Origin of the sequence: Paenibacillus sp. ISL-20, assembly GCF_018613005.1 — a bacterium.
GTDB lineage: Bacteria > Bacillota > Bacilli > Paenibacillales > Paenibacillaceae > Paenibacillus_AQ.
This window is the reverse complement of record NZ_JAGGRD010000024.1, coordinates 201,877-220,038: the sequence shown is the minus strand read 5'-3', so window position 1 is coordinate 220,038 and position 18,162 is coordinate 201,877. Positions and strand designations below refer to the sequence as shown.

The following is an 18,162-nucleotide window of genomic DNA, read 5'->3' as shown; positions in this document are numbered from 1 at the left end:
GCAGAGGACAGCGTTCAGCTAAACATTGATGGTGTTACCGGAAATTATATCCGTTCATGAATCATTGCCTAAACATAATAAGAGATCCATTTTAGCTTAGTTTTTAAAAACTATGAATGGTTTAGCCAAATAGTGCTAATTGATACTCTCCCCTTGTGGTGAATGGTGGACAACAGTTCATGTGAAATGAACTTGACACTATAGACCTAAGGGGATTTTCTATGTCTCGCACTAAGAACGGAAGGATGAATATTGGACAACCTCGCCGGATACAGGATCATTTTTTTGGACTAGCAGTAACCCCGTAAATATCCCAAATCTGTAAGCGTTTTAATTTTCGATTGAATAATATCATTTTTCGTTGAATAGGCAAATGTTTATATTGGATAGTTTATTCTACAATGTTAGACATCAGGTAAACTTCATGGCATAGAACACACGGGGGGTTGGACATGGCGCAAATATCCGTAGAACAGGAACCTGTTCCAAAACGGAAAAAGGACAGCTTATGGATTCGCTTTGCTAAACAATGGGATATTCAATTAATGGTGCTTCCTGCACTCGCACTCATTTTTGTGTTTAGCTATATACCGATGTACGGTATTCTAATGGCTTTCCAGGACTTTAACATTTTCAAAGGGATGGGCGAGAGTCCATGGGCTGGATTCAAGCATTTCGAAATGTTTTTTGAATCACCTGAATTTATGACGGTTATGCGAAACACGATCGTCATCAGTTTACTTAAATTTATCATTGGTTTCCCTGCACCGATTATGCTGGCGCTGATGCTGAACGAGGTTCGGCATATGTTCTTTAAGAGATTGGTGCAAACCGTCAGTTATCTACCGCACTTCCTGTCTTGGGTTATCGTTTCAGGATTTGCGATTTCTCTCTTGTCAACGGATAACGGCAGTGTGAACATTCTGCTGCAGAAGCTGAATTTGATCGAAGAACCGCTCAACTTCCTGTCCATTCCTGAGTATTTCTGGACGATACTCATAACGACAGGGGTTTGGAAAGAGATCGGGTTCTCCTCGATTGTTTACTTGGCAGCTGTTGCCGGGGTTGACCCGCACATGTACGAAGCAGCGGACATGGATGGCGCAAGTAAATTCAGGCAGATCTTTACGATTACGCTTCCATCGATTATGCCGGTCGTTGTTATCTTTATGATTCTTGCCATTGGTAACTTGCTAAATGCGGGTTTCGAAGACATCTTGCTCTTGGCTAAGAACCCGGTATTGCGAGAGGTATCCGATGTTATCGACACGTATGTCTATCGAATAGGTATTGAAAATTCCCGATTCTCATATGCAACGGCTGTAGGCTTGTTTAAAGCGGTAATCAGCGTCATGCTTCTGACGATTGCCAACTTGATTGCACGTAAATCAGGGAACAGCTTATGGTAAAAGACCACTATGATGAAGGGAGCGGGTAATTGTGGTACGTCTAGCATTTGGTGACAAAGTGATGATGGTCATCATTTATATCTTCTTGGCATTACTGGCCTTTGTAACTTTTTATCCGTTTTGGAACGGACTTGTCATTTCATTTAACTCAGGTTCAGATACAGCAATGGGGGGCGTTACCTTCTGGCCCCGGGACTTTACATTAGAGAATTATGGGATCGTCTTTCAGGATAACAGGCTGCTGAATGGTTTCAAGATTTCGGTGCTTCGTACCGTGATCGGAACCATCTTCTCCATACTTGTAACCTCTATCTTCGCTTATGGGATGACGAAGAGCGAACTGATCGGCCGTAAGTACTACATGGTTATGTGTATTATTACGATGTATTTTACCGGTGGCTTGATCCCATCCTTTATGCTCGTTCGCGGTTTGGGTCTGATGGATTCTTTCTGGGTGTTCATTATTCCGGGCTTGGTAAGTGTGTGGAACATGATCATCTTCCGGACGTTCTTTAACGGCCTCCCGAATGGTCTTGAAGAGTCCGCCAAAATTGACGGCTGTGGCAACTGGGGTATTTTCTTTAAGATCATTCTCCCACTGTCCGGTCCAGTAATCGCAACATTGTCATTGTTCACCGCGGTTTCGCATTGGAATGAATGGTTCTTGCCGAGTATCTACATCAATAACGAGAACTTGCTGCCAATTCAGACCATGCTTCGCCAAATATTGAACTCTAATATTATGTCTGAACAGATGAGCAATCTAGATTCGGCTTCTCAGGCCGTTCTCTCCCGGATGCAGAGTGTGACCTCCAAGTCGTTGTCCATGGCAACCATGATGGTGGCAACACTTCCGATTATTATGGTGTATCCATTCGTACAGAAGCACTTCGTTAAAGGTGTTCTGGTAGGCTCCCTGAAAGAGTAAGGGAAACAATATGTGTTGTTTGAAGCATTATGCTTTAGACATAAATATCAAGTGTAAAGACGAAAGGGGAAATTAGAGAATGAGGTTGAGAAAGAAATCGCTGACCACATCGATGACGGCTTTGCTTGCGGCAGCGCTAATGCTTTCTGCATGCGGCGGCGGCGGTGGAACCAAGACTGCTAACCCTGAGCCAGCAGGCGAAAGCGGAACTAGCACGCCTCCAACGGAGGCATCTGACAAGTTTGTGCTTGGCGAAACTCCGCTTGAGTTCAGCTTCTATGGTCATTATAACGAGTACACCATGCCTCCATGGGGGCAAGACGAATCCTCGAAATGGATTAAAGAGAATAAGAAAGTAACCGTAAATGCCATTCATTCGCAAGGTAACGCACAACAAAAATTCAATACCATGATTGCTTCCACGGAGCTTCCAGATGTTATGTGGATGGATCGCGGACCGGATGTAGAGAAATTGCGTCAAGCAGACATGCTTGTGCCTTATGACGAATATCTCGATAAATACCCTAACTTGAAGGAATGGATGGGTGAGGAAGGCCTGAACATGCTTCGTTCCCCTGACGGTAAACTGTATCAGTTCCCGAACTGGTATACGAACCAACCGAACGGTAACGCAGGGTATGTTGTTAATAAACAAATCTACCATGAGTTAGGTTCACCTAAACTGGAAACAACAGATGATTTGTACGAATACCTGAAAGCAGTTAAAGCCAAATATGGCGATAAAGTTGTTCCATTTGAACCGCACGTTCAAGGTCAAGGTATTGAAGTACTGTATTCCGCTTTTGCTGAAAATGCTCTAACGCGCTGGATCAGCATCCGCGGCGTGCCTAACGGCGACAAGTTGTCTTCCATCTTTACTGATCCTATCTTCCGTGAGTCGATGCAGTATTCCGCGAAGCTGTTCCGTGAGAAGTTGATTTCTCAGGATGCTATGACTCAAACTGTAGATCAGGTTAAAGAGAAAGTGAACACGGGACGAGTTGCAGTATATGCTGCTTCAAGCCCGACTGAAAATGCAATGAACGCACATGCCGATTTGGCAGCAAAAGATCCAAACGGAGGATATTTCATGATCTGGCCGATTCACAAAGAAGGCCTGGACAAGAACAAAATCTTCCCTGGTACTTACACGCAATTGGGTTGGAACGTAAGTGTAATTACGAAGTCTGCTAAAAATCCAGAAGCGATCTTCGCATTCCTGGATTGGTACACAGGTCCTGAAGGACAAAGTGTTCTGATGTGGGGTCCTCCAGGAGGATATTGGGATGGATTTGAAGACGATGGTGTGACACCTAAATTTACTGAGAAGTATGTATCTGATGCAGCCGGTCTTAACAAGCTGCAAGCGATAACAACGAACTTGCATTGGAACGGTAACACGGTATTTATTGATACAGCAAAAGCAAAATATGAAAGCACATTGCCAGAGGAGCAGCGTAACTGGTCCACTCGTTGGCAGTATGAAGTCACTTGGAAGACTCAAGCAAATGCTACGGAATACATCAACCTCGATCCGGCCCCGGACAGCGAGGAAGGAATTATCCGTCAGCGTGTAGAGGATATCTTTACAGAATCCAGAGCGAAAGCCCTGTATGCGAAGGATGATGCCGAAGTATTGGCAATCCTCGACAAGGCGGAAGCCGATGCGCAATCTGCCGGATATGATAAACTTCTTGCATTCAAAACAACGAAATGGCAAGAAAACGTTGCAAAAATGAAAGGCCAATAATAATCTTTACTTAAAACCAAGAAGGGTATGCTGCTTATGCAGTATACCCTTATCGGAATTTATGGGGGAGATGATACCCGTGTATAAAGTGCTGCTGGCAGACGATGAAATACTGGATCTAGAGGGCATGAAGAGCTTTATTCCATGGGAAAATCTCGGAATGAAAGTGATAGACTCGGTCAATAATGGCTTCGCTGCCTGTGAGGTTCTCGAAAAGGAGAAGATCGACATCCTTGTTACCGATGTACGCATGCCGAATATGACCGGGCTTGAGCTTGCTCAGCGGGCACTGAAATTGCAGGAGGAACTCCGGATTATCTTCGTAAGTGGTTACCAGGACTTTGGTTATGTGAAGCAGGCGATTGCCTTGAATGCATGCAGTTATGTGCTAAAGCCGATGGAGGACCAAGAGCTGATTGATGCGTTAACGAAGGTGAGGCTGGAGTTGGATCGTCTCCATGAACGCAAAGAGACGGAAGAAGCTTACCAGCAGATGATCCCCATCCTCAAAAATCAGTACCTCCTGCAAATTCTCCAGAGGCCCTACGATGGAGCCATACTGGATATTATCAAGCGGGAGTACCGATTGACGGAGCTTCACTGGCCGGTTTGTGTCATTTTGCTAGAGCTTGATAATGTGAGCACTTGGCGAAGCAGCTTGCTCGATTCCGAGGAAAAGCTTAGTGTCATAGAGGAGTATTTCTCGAGACTGCATAAACTGCTCGAACAGAACGGCTTCGAATACATATGCAAGGTAACAGATCAGCGGACGGCCGTAATGCTTAACGGGGGCAGGGGCAAAGAAGAGATTCAATCCCTGCTTGAGGAATTGAAGCAGGAATATAACTATACAATGACGGTAGGAGAAGGAAGAGCTGCCTACCAACTGGAGCAGCTTCACACGTCGTATCAGGAGGCATTGGCCGCGCTGGACTACAAAATGTTCCGGGGCAAAGGTAAATGGATTCTGTACAGCGAGGTGCCTACCGAGGACCGTGAGGATGTAAAAAGTCTCGATATCCGTCTGGATGCCTTATTTACAGCCATGACAGAGTATGATATTGTTCGTATTTATGATGAACTGGAAGCGATTCAATTGCTTGCCTCTAATATCAGATCCAAGTTCACCATACGTAATTTAGCCGTGTATATTATGGTGAAGCTCGAAGGCCATCTGCAGACGATTAATGAAGAGTTATACCGTATGGCAGGATTGGATCTCAAAAATCTTGATATTCTACTTCATTTTGAAACGATGGATGATATTTTCTCATGGCTTCGCATGAAGGCAATGGAAATTTCGGAAATGCTCAAGAACCGCAAATCAACAAAGAATGGCAGGCTGGTCGAAGAGATCATAGAAAATATCCAAGCGCGTATGCATGAGAATATCACGCTGCGAGATATGGCAAACCGGTTTTCTTTTTCACCGAATTATCTTGGGGTGCTCTTCAAGGAAGAAACCGGACATAACTTCAGCGATTATGTAATCAAGCTCCGCATGGAGCGCGCTAGAGATCTGCTCAAGACGACCAAGCTCAAAATATACGAAATTGCATCGCAAACAGGGTATCAGTATCTGCCTTATTTCAGTAGACAGTTTAAGGAAATGTATGGAATGACGCCTCTGGAATATCGGCGCAAGCACTCTTAACTTGTAAAATTCAGATTAGATATGGGGTCAAACAGGTGATTGCAGGGAAATTCGAACGAATACGGGTCAAGATACCTTTCGGGTACAAGTTAATGATTTCGTACTGCGTGTTCATCATTATACCGGTGCTGCTTGTCGGTCAGATTGCGAATCAGGTCTTCGTAAAGTCCACTCGCGAGCAGACGTATAACAATATTCAGGGAACGCTGCATCAGATGAGCGAGAATATATCGTATAAGATGGAGGACATGATCCGCATATCGGACATGCTTTATTTTGATACAACCTTTAACAGTCGTCTGCGTTTTACTGAAAGTGCTTGGATTAGCTATGACACAACGATTAATGTGTTGATTCCGAAGCTGGAGACCGCGGTGAGTACGGCTAACCGAAGGATTTGGTTGTCGATTTACCTGCATAACGACGACCTTAGGGAGATCTATGACAATTATTCGAATTCAGATCCGCTGGATTCCAACAAACGTCTATTTGATATTTATCAATATGACAGGCTAGAGGACCGGTCATGGTATAAATTGTATCCAAAGGAAGAGAATTATGGTGTAACCTTGCAATGGAAACAGATTGAAGACGATGTGAGGAACGGACGCATTTCCTTGCTGCGGCGGTTGGTGGATATCAGCTCGACCATTAAACCGCAGGAGATCGGATTCATGCGGATCAACGTCAGTATGACCGACCTGTTCGAAAGCATGGATTACAACAAGATCGGTGACGGAACGGCTTTATATTTATCGGATTCCCAAGGGCGGGTGGTTCTTTCCTCGGGAGGTATACAGACCACCGTCTTCAAGGAAAAAGAACTTCGCAAGAACGGCGACCTCCTCATTCGGAAGCCCATTCCCCAGCTCGGATGGGATTTGATTGCCGTTGTCCCTGCTCAAATCGTGGAGAAAGATACGGTCAAGATTCGTAATTTAACTTATCTGATCTGTTTGATTTGTATCGCTATCTTTTTTGTGGTTAGCATTTTGGTCTCCAGATACTTCAGCCGCCGGGTTTCCAAAATCGTATCGGTTCTTGACTCGTTCCAGGAAGGCGAATTCCACAAGCGGGTATCCTTTAAGGGCAATGATGAATTTACGCATATTTCCTCTGCTTTGAATGATATGGGCAGCAATATCGGCAAGCTGATCAATGAGGTGTATCTGGCCGACCTTCAGAAAAAAGAAGCGGAACTGGAATCGCTGCATGCGCAGATAAACCCGCATTTTCTATACAACACCCTATCCTCCATTAGCCGCCTGGCGCGGTTTGGGATGCTGGATAAACTGCAGCGCATGGTAATGGACTTAGCGAAGTTTTATCGCCTGTCGCTTAACGATGGCCGGAATATCATCTCCGTGAAGAATGAATTGGAACAGGCTCAGGCGTATGTAGATATTCAAAAGATTAAATACGACGAACGGATGCAGGTTACTTATGATTTCGAACCGGAAGTGGTCCGGTATGAAACTGTGAAATTGATTTTGCAGCCGTTTATCGAGAATGTGCTGGAGCATGCCTGGACTGGGGATTATATTCATGTTCGAATTACCGCCAGAGTGCTGGAAGACGTCCTGGAATTTAAAATTATCGATAATGGAGTCGGGTTCCCGCCCGGCAGAGTTTTGGACAATACAGGCGGACAGGATCTAACTAATGCCGGATACGGTATTCGGAATGTGGATCAACGAATCAAACTTCACTATGGCAGCGAATATGGGGTCACGTTATTCAGCCGAGCCGGAATTGGGACAACGGTAAGAATTGTGATACCACTCGTGAAGCGAACTGTAGCGGAAGGACGCAGCAAAACATTGATGTAACAGGTAATCGACATCTCCCGATCATGCAGGCTTGAAGAATGGGCTTGACGAGGGGAGATTTTTTCTGTATATTTACTTTATCGGATAAAAGCATAAAAGCTTAAAAGCGAACAAGCGCGAAAGTGATTATCCATCGATTGAAATTGAAAATGGAATAAATTCAGAAAGAAGGTTTTATTATGATCGTTATTACATCCAATCAAATATCAGAGGAACAAGTTCAGCATATCGTAAGCGAGATTGAGAAGGAAGGACTGCAGGCTCACGTATCGAAAGGGGCGGATCGCACGGTGATCGGGCTGATCGGCAGCGTGAACCCGAAGCTTGCGGAGCATCTTCGCCAAATGAAGGGCGTAGAGAATGTAGTTAAAATCTCCAAGTCCTACAAGCTTGCTAGTCGTGACTTTCATCCGGATGATACCGTTATTGATATTAAAGGCACCAAGATTGGCGGCGGCAATCTGGTCGTCATGGGTGGTCCATGCGCCGTGGAATCCGCACAGCAGATTGACGAGATCGCGCAGCTGGTTAAGGCAGCAGGCGGACAGGTGCTTAGAGGTGGCGCTTTTAAGCCTCGTACGGGCCCATACAGCTTCCAGGGCGTTGGCGTTGAAGGTTTGATTATGATGGCGGAAGCCGGGCAAAAACATGGCCTGTTGACGATTACGGAGGTTATGACGCCCGAATACGTGGATATTTGCGCGGAGTACGCCGATATTCTGCAAGTGGGTACCCGTAATATGCAAAATTTCGATTTGCTTCGGAAACTGGGTACCTGCGGTAAGCCGGTTTTGTTGAAAAGAGGTTTCAGTTCAACCTATGATGAATTCCTGAATGCAGCGGAGTACATTCTTGCCGGCGGCAATCCGAATGTCATGCTCTGTGAACGTGGAATCCGAACATTCGAAACGTACACCCGGAATACGCTGGATTTATCTGCCATCCCTGTTTTACAAGGGTTGAGTCACCTTCCGGTCATTTCTGATCCGAGCCATGGAACAGGACGACGCGAGCTTGTCGAACCGATGTCCAAGGCATCCGTGGCGGCTGGGGCAGACGGCCTTATTATTGAAATGCACACAGATCCAGATAATTCCATGACAGGTGACGGGGTTCAATCCCTGTTTCCGGATCAATTCGCTGCATTGCTTAAAGACTTGGAGCAGCTGGCTCCACTGGTAGGCAAAAGCTTTGCGACTGCCAAAGCACCTGCTTCTGAATTTGCGCGCGTATAGTAATTGATAAGCGACGTTGTACACTTGGGGATAGCGTTAAGAACATAGTTAAGGTTCGCCAGTTCCTTAAATCTAATATAAAAGACATCTGCAAAAAGCTTGCAGGTGTCTTTTTTCTGAGTTTACATTAATTGGTTTCCTGTGTTATATAACCTAACATTGTTTTCAAAAATACCTTACATAGGTATTGACGTCAGGTTATCTCCCGGCATATAATGACGAAAAGAAATCGAAAGATTATGAACATTGTTAAGCTGTTTAAGTCTTAATGTTCGGAAATTGGGAGGAAGAGACATGTCGGTAGAGAAAGTATTGCAAACCATTAAAGAGAACAATATTGAGTGGGTCGATTTTCGTTTTGTAGACTTGTCGGGACGGGTTCATCATATTAGCTTGCCGGCTTCAGAAGTAGATGAGGAAACATTCGTGAACGGGGTAGCGTTCGATGGATCTTCTATTCCAGGATTCCGCGGCATTGAAGAATCGGATATGGTTATGATTCCTGATCCGGATTCTTGCTATATCGATCCATTTGCAGCACATCCTACGCTTAACATTATGAGCAACATTTATACACCGGAAGGTGATTCATATGAGCGTGACCCGCGCGGTATCGCAGCTCGTGCCGAGCAATACCTTCAAGAAGCCGGTATCGGAACAGCAGCATTCTTCGCACCGGAATCTGAGTTCTTCCTGTTTGATGAAGTTCGCTATGAAAGCTCCATGAACAGCTCCAGCTATTTCGTAGACTCCGAGGAAGCGCATTGGAATACGAACCGCAAGGAAGAAGGCGGCAACCTTGGTTTCAAAGTAGGCGTTAAGGGCGGATATGTTCCAGTAGCACCTGTGGATACTCAGCAGGATATCCGTAGCGAAATGTGCCGTTTGCTTGATGAAGCGGGACTTCGCGTCGAGCGTCACCACCATGAAGTAGCAACTGCCGGCCAAGCGGAAATCAACTTCCGTTTCGATACATTGAAGAAAACAGCTGACAATTTGTTGATCTATAAATATATCGTGCATAACACAGCGCGCCAATATGGCAAAACTGCTACGTTCATGCCGAAGCCATTGTTCGGGGATAACGGAAGCGGCATGCACGTTCACCAGTCCATTTTCGATGGTGACACCCCATTGTTCTATGAAAAAGGCGCTTATGCTAACCTCAGCCAAACAGCGATCCACTACATCGGCGGTATTCTGTACCATGCGCCTGCATTGATTGCTTTGACGAATCCGAGCACCAACTCCTTCAAACGTCTGGTACCAGGCTATGAAGCACCGGTTAACCTCGTATTCTCCAAGGGCAATCGTTCTGCCGCAGTGCGGATTCCGGTTGCAGCCGTAACGCCTAAAGGCTGCCGCATCGAGTTCCGTACACCGGATTCCACGGCGAACCCTTACCTTGCATTCTCCGCCATGCTGATGGCTGGCTTGGACGGTATCAAGCGTAAAATCGACCCTACCGCACTCGGTTATGGACCATTCGATAAAAATATCTATGAATTGTCCGACGCCGAGAAGAAGGAAATCCGCAGCGTACCGGGTTCCCTGGACGAAGCCTTGGATGCACTTCAAGCAGACTATGAGTTCTTGACAGAAGGCGGCGTATTTACGCAAGAATTCCTCGAGAACTTCATCGAGTTCAAGCGTGCCGAAGCCAAAGCGGTTAACATCCGCGTTCATCCGCACGAGTACTCCCTGTACTACGACCTATAATAAACAACGTCAAAAAGCCTAGGGCATCATGCATCATGCCCTGGGCTTTTTTTTGCACACATATAAAGCCTAGCTAGGTTTAGCGAGGATTATCATACCGAGGGAGAACAAAGGCTATTTTCAAAGGCAGGCATGAATAACCTTGCTCTTGGCTGAAGCAGCCCCTCACTCCCTTACCCCAGCTTTACTCTTTAAAGTATCCGTAGTGATGCGTATTGCTTCCGCAAGATTCCCGAACGATGAGTTCAGGCTCTACGACAAAGGAGCTGATGGGCGATTGTTTATGGATAAGGTCGTAGAGCATGAGCGCTGCCAGGCGACCGATTTTCTCTTTGTTTTGCCGAATCGTCGTTAGTTTGGGTGTTGTATATTTGCACGCCTCAATATCGTCGCAACCGATGATCGATACATCGTCAGGGACCTTCAGGCTATGTTCCTGAAGCGCTTGGATGGCTCCAATTGCAATCTGATCAGAGGCCGCAAAGATCGCGCGGGGAAGGGAACCCGCTTGGATCAGCCGTGTCATGGCTTTGTATCCGCTTGCCTCATGAAAATCTTCACCGCTTAGGAACCATTCCGCATGGGCCGGAAGTCCGAAGCTATCCATGGCGTTACGATAACCGGCCTCACGCTTGTTGGAGATTTCAGACTCCTTGCTGCCTCCGATGAACCCCAAGTCTCTGAAGCCTTGAAGATAGAAATGCTCCACGACCTTCGAGGACATTTTATAATTATCGGACATGATATGCCCTGACATTTCGCCGAACAGTTCAATATCGACCCCGATACATGGAATATCGCTCTCATCCAGCTCTTTAATCGAGGGCTCAATTTCCTCGCCGGATATAATGACACAGCCATCCACCTGATAATGACGACATCGGCCGAGGTAGTCGGCGTCATCCCCTTGGAATTTCTCATTCGAAAAAAATAGTAGATCGTAACCGAGAACCCCCATTTGCTTCTTAAAGGAATTGAGAACTTCAACAAAAAAAGGATGAGTAAAATCGACATTCAGCTTTCCCGCAAATATGATGCCGATTAAATTCGATTTCTTGGTTGCTAATGTTTTCGCAGAATTGGAAGGGGTGTATCCCGTCTCTTTCATAATCTCCAACACGCGTGCTTTGGTCTCTTCGGATACATCACTGTAGTTGTTGATAATCTTGGAGACGGTGGATACGGATACCCCGGCCATTTTAGCGATTGTTTTGATGTTTAACGCCATGCGAAACGCCCCTTATTCTGTTTATATTATCATTTCATAATTTTCGTGGGTTTTCGTTAATTATGATTGCTGCTTGTCCGTTATTTAGTACAGAAGCGAAACTGTTTCGTAAATTAGTGTATCTGCTTTAACCAGGTAAGTCAATGAAGAGAGTAGTTATGATGCTTGTAATAGAGAGGAATAAAGCTGAATCGCGTTCAATAACAAAATATTGTGGGAAAGAGAAAAAAAGCTTTGACAAACAAAATATTATGAGTAATAATAGGCCTTGCGAAACCGCTTTCGGTATATTTCGCTGAATTGCGAAAATTTATAATAATTGTTTCGTAACATCAAGATTGTACTGGGCGAGAAAAAGCGGAATGATGAATCCGGTTTCATAATGAATTGCACTTTAATTTCAGGGGGTTAGGAAATGATTAAGAAATTATCAGCAATACTTTTGGCGGGTGCTCTGACTTTCTCGCTAGCGGCTTGCGGAAGCAGTGATTCAGCCGATAAAGGTACACCTGCGAAAGGTGATAAAAAGGTCATCAAAATTCTACACTGGAAACAAGATAACATCAATAAAGCGGTTGAAGAGATCAACAAGAAATTTGAAGAGAAGTATCCTGAGTATACGATAGAGTATACCACTACGGGTCCGGATGACGAATACAAGCAGGCGCAGAGAGCAAGAATTACCGCTAATGACGTCGACGTTTTGGCTGATTTATCGGGAATGAGACTTTCCCCGCAGGAATGGACACCGGGTGCGAAGGTACCTGATTGGCAGCAATGGATTGATACGGGATTGATCGCGGATTTATCCGACCAAGCCTTCATTAAGAATTATAACGCTAACGATATCGAAAAAGCCGGAACTTATAACGATAAAGTGTATGCGATTCCAACGGGCAAGGTTGCGATGTCCGGTCTGTTCTACAATAAAGAAATCTTTGAACAGAATGGATTGAGTGTTCCGAAAACGTGGTCGGAGTTCATCAAGCTCAATGATGATCTGAAAGCCAAAGGCATTACCCCGATTGTTGTTGCAGGTAAAGACGTATGGCCTTTGAAACTCCCTGTATTCGCCCTGCAAGCCAAAATTCTTGGCGGCGGAGACCAGCAGAAGTGGATTGAAGGTGTTTGGAAAGGCGAAACGGCTTATAACGATGAAGAAGCAATCGAAGTATTGGAAAAAATGAAGACGCTTCAAGACAATTACATGATCGACGGATTCATGGGGATTGATTATGCAACAGCGCCTTCCTATTTTGCAACAGGAAAAGCCGCCATGCTGGCTGATGGCTCTTGGGATGCTCCAACCGTCGCAGCAGCAAACCCGGAGCTGAAATTCGGTTACTTCCCGCTTCCGGCTACGGAAGATGCAGCCAAGAATGCCTCTTTTGTCGGCAAGTATGACGTAACCTGGTATGCAACCGAGAAGGGACCGAACAAAGAAGGAGCCCTAAAATGGCTTGAATTCTTCTCCGAGCCGGAAAATTACACAACATTCGTGAAAGCTGCCGGTTTCATCCCGACGCAGGATAATATTCAGACGGAAAGCGACTTTATTGACAATGAACTGACTCCATATCTCGGAGAGTTCGAATTGGCGTACGAAATCATGATGATTAACCGTCAAAATATTGGCGAGCATTTGGCTGCAGAAGGTGTTCATACAGAATTCCTGGCACCGGGCGGCCCATACAAAACAGCAAAAGAGCTGGCTGATATTCAACAAAAAGAATGGGAAGCTGCTGCTCCGAAATAAGATTCTTCTATTATAAAGAGACCTATATAGAATGAACCATACTGTAGTCGGGGTCTGTGCAGCAGGCCCCGACATTTATTGAAATGGGATTTTGCGAGGTGAGAGAGATGTATCCATTTGGAAAAGGATTTAACCGATTCATACCCTTATTGCTGCTGCTGATACCGATGGCGCTTTACATCGTGTTTTATTTTGGACCATCGATCCTGACGGTCATCTATTCCTTTACCGATGTCAAGAACCTCCCGGGCAGCACGTACCAATTTGTCGGGCTTGATAATTATAAGGAATTATTCTTCTCGGGGAACTCAGGGGAGCGGTGGCGTTCCATCGTAAACACCCTGATCTTTATGTTCGTTGTTACGATCGTGCAGAACGGGGTCGCTCTTTTTATCGCCGTCATCATTAACCAGCGCCTGAAAGGCGATTATTTCTATCGCGCGGTATTCTTCTTGCCAGTTGTACTGGGTGTAGCTGTTGTCGCTCTGATCTGGGGGATGATGTTCGATCCGTTAAACGGACCTGTCAATCGCCTTTACGACGCTCTCTTCGGCTATCAGGACATGTTCTTTGGGAGCTTCACTCACGCGTTCGGCTATATTATTTTCGTCCAGATTTGGATGTACATGGGCTATTCCATGCTGATCTTTCTGGCTGGACTCCAATCGGTCCCTAAAGATTTATACGAAGCGGGTCATATTGACGGCACCAGCAAGTGGCAATCCTTCCGTCATATTACTTTCCCCTTGATCGCACCATCCTTCACGGTGAATATGCTGTTATCCATCATTGGTGCAATGTCTACCTTCGATATCATTTTGGCGACAACAGACGGTCGCTTCAATACAAGGACGATGGCGTACGACGTGTACAAAGAGACGTTCCGGGGAAGTTTGGAAATGGGCCTTCCTTCGGCGCTGTCCGTTGTACAGTTCCTGATTATTCTCCTCTTTGTTGTGGTGGCTGTCAGACAGACGCGTAAGAGAGAGGTGGAGTATTGATGCGAAATTCCAAAACCACGCAAATTCTTTCTTACGCCGTCATATGTTTGCTGCTGATTCTGTATGTCGTTCCGCTTCTGCTCGTATTCAACGTATCACTCAAATCCTTCAATGAGTATCTGCTCAATCCGATCGGGATCGTCCAGAACATGGAATGGGGCAATTATACGCAGGCATGGTCTGAGGGCAATTTCGCCGGTTATTTCGCGAATAGCTTAATTTATACGGTAGCTGCGACGGTACTGACCATCATCGTGTCGTTGTTTGCGGCGTTTCCGGTCGCGCGCGGATATGTGATGTGGAGCGGCTTCATTTATATGTTCTTTTTGTTGTCCCAGTTTCTTCCGAATCCGATGGTTGCCCAGTATAAACTCATGCTGTCCTTCAAGGAGAGTGTTTCGTTCTTCGGGTATGATACCAAGCTTGGTTATATTTTGCTGAAAACGACGGGAACGGGCGTTGTGTTCATGATGTTTGTCGGCTACATCAAGTCGATTAGCCGCGATCTGGATGAGGCCGCGGGGATGGATGGTTCCGGTTATATCCGTTACCTGTTCCAGATCATTCTGCCGCTGATGAAGCCGGTTATCGCAACCGGCGTCATTCTGACCGCAATTGGAATCTGGAATGATTTTGTCGGTCCGATCATGTATCTCCCGAGTCCGTCCAACTATCCGATTACGTTCGGTCTAAAGGAATTCAGGGGGCAATACGGGAATAACTGGCCGCTGCTTGCATGCGGAATTACGATCGTAGCGGCGCCATTGATCATTCTGTACACGTTCATACAGAAATATCTGGTGGACGGGGCGCTGGCGGGAGCCGTCAAATCCTAAGGCATAGAGGGGAAGAGGACGCGATATGAAATCAACAGGATGGAAGTTTGAGGGGAACCATGGGGTCTTTACGTTGCGTAATCCTGAACATCATAACTATTTATATTTTCCTTTAGTGAATGAGGCCGGCATGATGTCGGCCGTCACGCCAAATCTTCACGGTGAAATGACCAGCAGTCACAATACGTTTTTCATGTCGCCCGTATCGGTGGAGGATCTGCATAATTCCAAGTCCGCACGTAACTTTTGGGTGCACATTGACGGGCATGGCGCATGGTCCGTAACCGGCAATTCAGCCAAGCAGAATGCAAACCGGTTCATGAACGAGGAAGAAGAAAGCCAATTGGCAGCCGGGTTTTTATGGCATAAGCTGACGCGAATGAACGGGGAGGCCGGACTGCAAGCGGAAGTAACCAGCTTCGTTCCGGTAACGGATGACAAAATCGAGTTAATGAAAGTAACGCTGACCAACGTAGGCGAGCAGACGCTAAAATTGACCCCTACTGCGGCGATCCCGCTGTATGGCCGTTCGGCAGACGACCTGCGTGACCACCGTCACGTGACATCCCTGCTTCACCGGATCTTTGTCCATCGCAAAGGGATCGAAGTTCAGCCTGCTCTCTCATTTGACGAGCGGGGGCACCGTATTAACCACGTATCCTACAGTGTCCTGGGTGCGGAAGCGGACGGTGCGAAACCGATCGGTTATTTTCCGGTGCTTGAAGAGTATATTGGGGAAGGCGGCGCTCTGGATTGGCCTGAGGCTGTCATTGCCAATAAGCAAGCGGACGCGCAGGCAGGCGACTCCTTGGAGGGATACGAGGCCATTGGAGGTCTGCGGTTTGCGGGGGTTCAACTGCAGCCTGGCGAATCCAGGTCTTATGTTATGGCGATGGTCATTTCGGAAGATCGCACCGAGACCGGAAGACTTGCCGAAACGTATTTATCGGAGAAGCGCTTTGATGAGCTGCTTGCTCAGAATGAAGCCTATTGGAATGACAAGCTGAATACCGTATCCTTCCATACCGGAGATCAGCAGCAGGACTTGTGGATGAAATGGGTAACCTTGCAGCCGATATTGAGGCGCCTCTATGGCAACTCATTTCTTCCTTATCATGACTATGGCCGTGGAGGACGTGGATGGCGTGACCTCTGGCAGGACTGCCTGGCATTGATGATCATGGAACCGTCCGAGGTCCGGTATCTGCTGCTCAATAACTATGCGGGTGTACGGATTGACGGAAGCAATGCAACGATTATCGGAACGAAGCCCGGTGAGTTTATTGCTGACCGGAACAACATACCGCGCGTATGGATGGATCACGGTGCATGGCCATTCATGACCACGCTGCTTTATATGGATCAGAGTGGGGATTTGGATTTCCTGAAGCAGCCGCAGACCTATTTCCGCGACGTATTTGTAAGTCGGTGCAAGGAGAAGGACAGTGGATGGCTGCCTGAGCATGGAAATCTACTCTTAACCGTGAACGGTGAGGTATACGAAGGTACGATACTGGAGCACATGCTGCTGCAGAATCTGGTTCCGTTCTTTAATGTAGGTGAGCACAACAACATTAAGCTTGAGGGAGCAGACTGGAATGATGGTCTTGATCTTGCCCCGGATAGAGGCGAGAGCGTAGCCTTTACGGCGTTCTATGCAAGCAATTTGATGCAGTTTGGCGATCTGCTGCTGTCTTGGCGGGACAGAGAAGGCGTGGAGTTCATTGAAATAGCAGAGGAAATGGCATTGCTTCTCGACTCTCTAACGGCTCCCGTCTCTTACGACGATGTGCAGGGGAAGCTGGAGCTGCTTGATCAGTATTATGAGGCTGTTAAAGTCTCCGTGACCGGAAATAAACGAAAGTTTAGCGTTGCGGAAGTTGTGAAGGATTTGAAACTGAAAGCGGACTGGATCATCCGGCATTTGCGCAGCAAAGAATGGATTACGAGTCAAGAAGGATACTCGTGGTTTAACGGTTATTACAATAATGACGGAGCGCGCGTGGAAGGCGATCATCCCCTTGGCGTGCGCATGACGCTCACAGGCCAGGTCTTTGCCGTTATGGGCGGAATTGCGGATGATGCACAGGTAGGACAAATTACGAAATCGGTTGATCGGTATTTAAAAGATCCGAGTATCGGCTATCGTCTGAATTCGAACTTTGGCGAGATTCAGCAAAATCTCGGGCGGGCATTCGGTTTCGCGTTCGGACATAAAGAGAATGGAGCCATGTTCAGCCATATGAGCGTCATGTACGCTAACGCTCTCTATAAGAGAGGTTTTGTCCAAGAGGGATACGAGGTATTGCAATCGATTTACGATTTAAGCAATGAATTTGAACGCAGCCGAATGTATCCGGGTATTCCCGAGTACATCAACGAGAAGGGAAGAGGGATGTATCCCTATCTTACCGGGTCGGCAAGCTGGCTTTTGCTTACCATGCTGACCGAGGTTTTTGGAGTGAAAGGAAATCTGGGACATCTGCTCTTGGAGCCGAAGCTCAGGCCTTCGCAATTCGGAGCCGACGGTACTGCTGCTGTGCATACGCGGTTTGCGGGTAAACAGCTTCAGATTGTATACAGCAATCCGAAGCGATTGGATTATGGAAGTTATACGATTCAATCGGTTACGCTGAACGGTGAGAAGATTCAGCTGCGCAGTGAGAAACCGGGGGCTGCCGAATTGGATCGCAGCTTGCTGTCCGCGTTATCCGAAGACGAGGGTCAACTAATTCGTGTCGAGCTTGCCTGACACACGAGCATACAACATTTCGGAAGCCCTGGCAGGCAAGTTGGCCGGGGCTTCTTCATCATGAA

12 protein-coding genes are annotated in these 18,162 nt (G+C 46.5%); 11 read left to right on the top strand and 1 reads right to left on the bottom strand.

Annotated elements, in window-relative coordinates; genetic code table 11:
* Positions 1-452: 452 nt before the first annotated feature.
* From J7E85_RS15550 to glnA, 7 genes are all read left to right on the top strand, one after another.
* Positions 453-1,409 carry an ABC transporter permease gene (locus tag J7E85_RS15550; RefSeq protein ID WP_215159224.1) on the top strand — a complete coding sequence of 319 codons (957 nt, stop codon included), beginning with the start codon at positions 453-455 and terminating at the stop codon, positions 1,407-1,409.
* Between the two features lie 31 nt (positions 1,410-1,440).
* Positions 1,441-2,337 carry a carbohydrate ABC transporter permease gene (locus J7E85_RS15545; RefSeq protein WP_215159223.1) on the top strand — a complete coding sequence of 299 codons (897 nt, stop codon included), beginning with the start codon at positions 1,441-1,443 and terminating at the stop codon, positions 2,335-2,337.
* 79 nt (positions 2,338-2,416) lie between these two features.
* Positions 2,417-4,087, top strand: a complete 1,671-nt coding sequence (locus J7E85_RS15540; RefSeq protein WP_083659761.1) for an extracellular solute-binding protein — start codon at positions 2,417-2,419, stop codon at positions 4,085-4,087.
* A gap of 79 nt (positions 4,088-4,166) precedes the next feature.
* Positions 4,167-5,741, top strand: coding sequence for a response regulator (locus J7E85_RS15535; protein ID WP_215159222.1), 1,575 nt, complete (start codon positions 4,167-4,169; stop codon positions 5,739-5,741).
* 92 nt (positions 5,742-5,833) lie between these two features.
* Complete coding sequence (locus J7E85_RS15530) at positions 5,834-7,570, top strand: sensor histidine kinase (RefSeq protein ID WP_215159370.1); 1,737 nt, start codon at positions 5,834-5,836, stop codon at positions 7,568-7,570.
* A gap of 179 nt (positions 7,571-7,749) precedes the next feature.
* Positions 7,750-8,805, top strand: coding sequence for a 3-deoxy-7-phosphoheptulonate synthase (gene aroF, locus J7E85_RS15525; protein WP_119846702.1), 1,056 nt, complete (start codon positions 7,750-7,752; stop codon positions 8,803-8,805).
* 294 nt (positions 8,806-9,099) lie between these two features.
* The gene (gene glnA / locus J7E85_RS15520) at positions 9,100-10,524 is read left to right on the top strand and encodes a type I glutamate--ammonia ligase (RefSeq protein WP_215159219.1); all 1,425 of its coding nucleotides are present in this window, start codon (positions 9,100-9,102) and stop codon (positions 10,522-10,524) included.
* 184 nt (positions 10,525-10,708) lie between these two features.
* On the opposite strand, the gene J7E85_RS15515 is transcribed toward glnA, so the two are convergent.
* Positions 10,709-11,752: a LacI family DNA-binding transcriptional regulator gene (locus J7E85_RS15515; RefSeq protein ID WP_215159217.1), complete on the bottom strand. Its 1,044-nt coding sequence runs from the start codon at positions 11,750-11,752 to the stop codon at positions 10,709-10,711.
* A gap of 415 nt (positions 11,753-12,167) precedes the next feature.
* On the opposite strand from J7E85_RS15515, the gene J7E85_RS15510 reads away from it, so the two are divergent.
* The 4 genes from J7E85_RS15510 to J7E85_RS15495 all read left to right on the top strand — a co-directional run bounded on the left by J7E85_RS15510 (position 12,168) and on the right by J7E85_RS15495 (position 18,097).
* The gene (locus tag J7E85_RS15510) at positions 12,168-13,508 is read left to right on the top strand and encodes an ABC transporter substrate-binding protein (RefSeq protein ID WP_215159216.1); all 1,341 of its coding nucleotides are present in this window, start codon (positions 12,168-12,170) and stop codon (positions 13,506-13,508) included.
* 107 nt (positions 13,509-13,615) lie between these two features.
* Positions 13,616-14,509 carry a carbohydrate ABC transporter permease gene (locus J7E85_RS15505; protein WP_076324460.1) on the top strand — a complete coding sequence of 298 codons (894 nt, stop codon included), beginning with the start codon at positions 13,616-13,618 and terminating at the stop codon, positions 14,507-14,509.
* A complete protein-coding gene (locus J7E85_RS15500; RefSeq protein WP_098748537.1) occupies positions 14,509-15,345 on the top strand; it encodes a carbohydrate ABC transporter permease in 837 nt (278 codons plus the stop codon). Before J7E85_RS15505 ends, J7E85_RS15500 begins: the two co-directional genes overlap by 1 nt.
* A 25-nt stretch (positions 15,346-15,370) precedes the next feature.
* Entirely contained in the window at positions 15,371-18,097 is a 2,727-nt protein-coding gene (locus J7E85_RS15495; protein WP_215159214.1) for a GH36-type glycosyl hydrolase domain-containing protein, read from the top strand.
* Positions 18,098-18,162 lie beyond the last annotated feature (65 nt).